Raw genomic sequence first — 3854 nt, 5'->3', positions numbered from 1 at the left:
GCCGCGTCACGCCGCGCCTCCCGCCACCGCCAACGCCGGTGCCTCGCGACGCAGGGAGGACAGCCACTCGATTAGGTCGCCGAGCCCGTCGCGCCAGTGCCGTGGGTGCGGCAGGCCCAGCTCCTCGGTCGCGCGTCGCGTGTCGGAGACGTAATAGCGCTGGTCGCCGGCGCGCCACGGCGCGAGTTCGGACGCGATCGGCCGGCCGGTGAGCTCGATGATGGCCGCCATCACGGCCCTCAGGCTCACCACGTTCTCCGGTCCGCCGCCAAGATTGAAGGCGCGCCCCGAGATCGCGTCGATCCGGTCGGCCGCCGCCAGATAGGCCTCCACGGCGTCGCCGACATGCAGTACGTCGCGCACCTGCAGGCCGTCGCCATAGATCGTCAGCGGCGAGCCCTCGAGCGCCGAACGCGCGAAATGCGCCACCCAGCCCTGATCCTCGGTGCCGAGCTGGCGCGGGCCGTAGATGCAGCTCATGCGAAGCACTGCGGTCGGCAGGCCGAAGCTGCGGGAATAATCCAGCACGTACTGGTCGGCGGCGCCCTTCGAGCAGCCATAGGGCGTGTGGAAGTCCACGGGCCTCTTCTCGTCGACGCCGAAGCGGCGCAGCGCGGCGTCGACCGGGGCGTAGCCGTCCGGCTCCTGCACGAGCTCCACGTCGCCGAGATCCCCATAGACCTTGTTGGTGCTGGCGAAGATCACGGCCGGCGGGCGGGCGCTCTGGCGGGCGGCCTCCAGCACGTTGATCGTGCCCAGCGCGTTGACCTCGAAGTCCGCACGCGGATCGACGAGGCTGGTCGTCACGGCAGTCTGGCCGGCAAGGTGATAGACGGTGGCGACGTCCCGCATGGCGGCCGTCACGGCGCTCATGTCCCGCACGTCCGCGATCACCACCTCGACGCGTTCGGGATGGCGGCGGCGGAGCCAGTCGACGTTCATCTCCACGCCCGGCCGGGCGAGCGAGTCGAGCACCCGGACGCGGCCGCCGTCACGCGCGATGCGGTCGACGAGGTTCGACCCGATGAAGCCCGCGCCGCCGGTCACGAGCGCCGGCGCGCGGGGCGCGCCGCCGCCCCGGTGCTCGGCGCTCATCGCATCAGCCCCCGCTTCTCAAGCTCCAGACGGGCGTCGCCGACGCGATCCACCGGCGTCTGCTGACTCACCCATTCGACGAGCTCGCCGAGCGAGTTCTCGAAGTCGCGCTCCGCCCGAAAGCCGAGCGCGCGCTCCACCTTGGAGACATCCGCGATGCAGTGGCGGATGTCGCCCGAGCGGGCCTTCTCGGCGATTTCCGGCTGAAGATCCTCGCGCCCCATGACGCGGGCGAGCGACACGGCGACATCCTTGATGGAGCGATCGCGTCCGCTCGCCACGTTGAACACCTCGCCGTTCGCCTCCGGGTGGTCGAGGATGGTCAGGAAGGCGCGCGACACGTCGTCGACGTTCACGAAGTCACGGCGTTGCTCGCCGTCCTCGAACACAAGCGGCGCCTGCCCGTTGAGGATGCGCGACGCGAAGATCGCCAGAACGCCGGTGTAGGGGTTCGAGAGCGCCTGCCCGGGACCATAGACGTTGAACAGGCGCAGCGCCGCGCCCTCCATGCCGTAAGCCGCCGTCACGTTCAGGGTCAGCCGTTCCTGGACGTATTTGGTCAGCGCATAGACGGAGCCGACATTCGGCCGCTTCGTCTCGGGCGTCGGGACAGGGATCAGCGGCCGGCCCTGTGCGTCGGTCGGGTCCCAGGCGCCGGCCGAACCCTTCACGCGCTGCACTTCCTCGAGCAGCGCGCCATCGGCGTCGCGGTAGAGGCCTTCGCCATAGACGCTCATCGACGAGGCGACGACGACGCGCTGGACCGGCTGCTCGATGAGCGCCTGGAACAGCACCGCGGTGCCGAGGTCGTTCACGGCGACATATTTGTCGATGGCGTACATGCTCTGGCCGACGCCGACTTCCGCCGCGAGATGAACGACCTTGTCGACGCCCTTGAGCGCGCGCGCCATGGCGGAGGCGTCGCGGACGTCGCCGCGGATGAAGTCGTCAGCGAGCGGGACCGCCGGGTCTTCGCCGTGGACCTGCTCGATGAGGCTGTCGAGGATCCGGACCCGGTCGCCGCGCGCGATCAGCGCGGAGGCGACGTGCCGCCCGATGAAGCCGGCGCCGCCGGTGATGAGAACTGTCTGCGCCATGGCTCAGCCCCGACCCCGCTGCTGATGAAATCTGCGTTCGCCGGCGGGATTTTCTTCCGTGCCACCGCGGAAGCGCGGGATTTCAGCTCCCCCCGCAGCGCCTCCGACCTGTGCGCTGCAGGCTCGCTGCTTCTCCCGCTTGCGGATGACGCCGTGACCCGGGGCGGCTTGTGCTGAGCTCATGGCTGTCCGGAGTTCGGTGTGATGGGCAACGCGGGAACAGCAGGCTCCGTCTCTTTGTTCCCGTTGCTGAGCCGGGGAAGTAGACAAAATGTTCGTGCCGGCGAGGCTTCTGGGAACACGGTCCTTTCGCGCGGCGTTCTAGCGCGGCGGGGTGACAGGAGCGGCTCCGAGCGCAGTTACGTACGGCCGTTGCGGGGGGCGCGTCGCTCTGGCGGCGAAACCGGGAGGCAGAGGCTTGCCAGGGCTCAGGGTCGGCATTGTCGGGGCCGGAAACTGCGCGTCGTCCTTCGCGCAAGGTCTCACGTTTTACCGCGACGCCAGAGGCAACGAGCCCATACCGGGGCTGATGAGCGCAGACGTCGGCGGATATCACGTCGACGACGTCTCGATCTCGGCCGTCTTCGACGTCAGCGCCGCCAAGGTGGGCCGGCCGCTGCGCGAGGCCCTGCTGGCGTCGCCCAACGACACGCTGCGCTTCGCCGATCTGCCGGAGCCGGGACCGATCGTCCTGCGCGGCCCGACGCTCGACGGCATCGGCGAATACCTCGCAGACGACGTGCCGGAGTCCGATGAGCCGGCGGTCGCAGTGGCGGATGCGCTGCGCGACAGCGCGACCGACGTCCTGGTGTCCTACCTTCCCGTCGGCTCCCAGCGCGCAACGGAATACTACGCCGAGCAGGCGCTCGAGGCGGGCTGCGCCTTCGTCAATTGCGTGCCCGTGTTCATCGCTTCCGACCCGGCCTGGGCCCAGCGCTTCAGGGAGCGGGGGCTGCCGCTGATCGGCGACGACATCAAGAGCCAGGTCGGCGCGACGATCGTGCATCGCACGCTGGCGAACCTGTTCCGTGAGCGCGGCGTGCGGCTCGACCGCACCTACCAGCTGAACTTCGGGGGCAACTCCGACTTCAAGAACATGCTGGAGCGATCGCGCCTGGCCTCGAAGAAGGTGTCCAAGACCCAGGCCGTGACGAGCCAGTTCGACGTGCCGCTGCCCGCCTCCGACGTGCATGTCGGGCCGAGCGATCACGTGCCCTGGCTCACCGACCGGAAGACGGCCTACATCCGGCTGGAGGGCACCGCGTTCGGCGGCGCGCCGCTCTCCGTCGAGCTCAAGCTCGACGTATGGGACTCGCCGAATTCCGCCGGCATCGTGATCGACGCGGTGCGCTGCGCGAAGCTCGCGCTCGACCGCGGCGTGGCGGGGCCGCTTGAAGGCCCCTCCGCGTGGTTCATGAAGTCGCCCCCGCGGCAGTTCACCGACCATGAGGCGGCGGAGCTCGCCGCGGCCTTCGTCGACGGCCGCGCGGACGGCGCATGACCGCGCTGTTCTTCCTCGTTCGGCATGGTCGCCACCGCGGGTTCGGCGAACGCCTGCTGGGCCGCACGCCGGGCGTCCATATCGACGAGGAGGGACGGCGCCAGGCTGGTCGTGTCGCCCCTAAAGTGGCGGCCTTCGCGCCCGCCGCCGCCTGGGGCCCC

4 protein-coding genes are annotated in these 3854 nt (G+C 70.0%); 2 read left to right on the top strand and 2 right to left on the bottom strand.

What is annotated here, in order from left to right:
• Positions 1 to 6: 6 nt before the first annotated feature.
• Positions 7 to 1095: an NAD-dependent epimerase/dehydratase family protein gene (locus tag ACIKT0_RS14605; RefSeq protein WP_407106042.1), complete on the bottom strand. Its 1089-nt coding sequence runs from the start codon at positions 1093 to 1095 to the stop codon at positions 7 to 9.
• The gene (locus ACIKT0_RS14600) at positions 1092 to 2192 is read right to left on the bottom strand and encodes an NAD-dependent epimerase/dehydratase family protein (RefSeq protein WP_407106041.1); all 1101 of its coding nucleotides are present in this window, start codon (positions 2190 to 2192) and stop codon (positions 1092 to 1094) included. The genes ACIKT0_RS14605 and ACIKT0_RS14600 overlap by 4 nt, the downstream gene beginning before the upstream one ends.
• Before the next feature lie 529 nt (positions 2193 to 2721).
• On the opposite strand from ACIKT0_RS14600, the gene ACIKT0_RS14595 reads away from it, so the two are divergent.
• The gene (locus ACIKT0_RS14595) at positions 2722 to 3693 is read left to right on the top strand and encodes an inositol-3-phosphate synthase (protein WP_407106040.1); all 972 of its coding nucleotides are present in this window, start codon (positions 2722 to 2724) and stop codon (positions 3691 to 3693) included.
• Positions 3690 to 3854 (top strand): histidine phosphatase family protein (locus tag ACIKT0_RS14590; RefSeq protein ID WP_407106044.1); only part of this gene is annotated, 165 nt, incomplete at its 3' end. The genes ACIKT0_RS14595 and ACIKT0_RS14590, both read left to right, overlap by 4 nt.

The organism is Hansschlegelia beijingensis (assembly GCF_045505405.1).
Lineage (GTDB): Bacteria > Pseudomonadota > Alphaproteobacteria > Rhizobiales > Methylopilaceae > Methylopila > Methylopila beijingensis_A.
The sequence above is the reverse complement of the archived record's forward strand: the minus strand, read 5'-3'. Positions and strand labels throughout refer to the sequence as shown.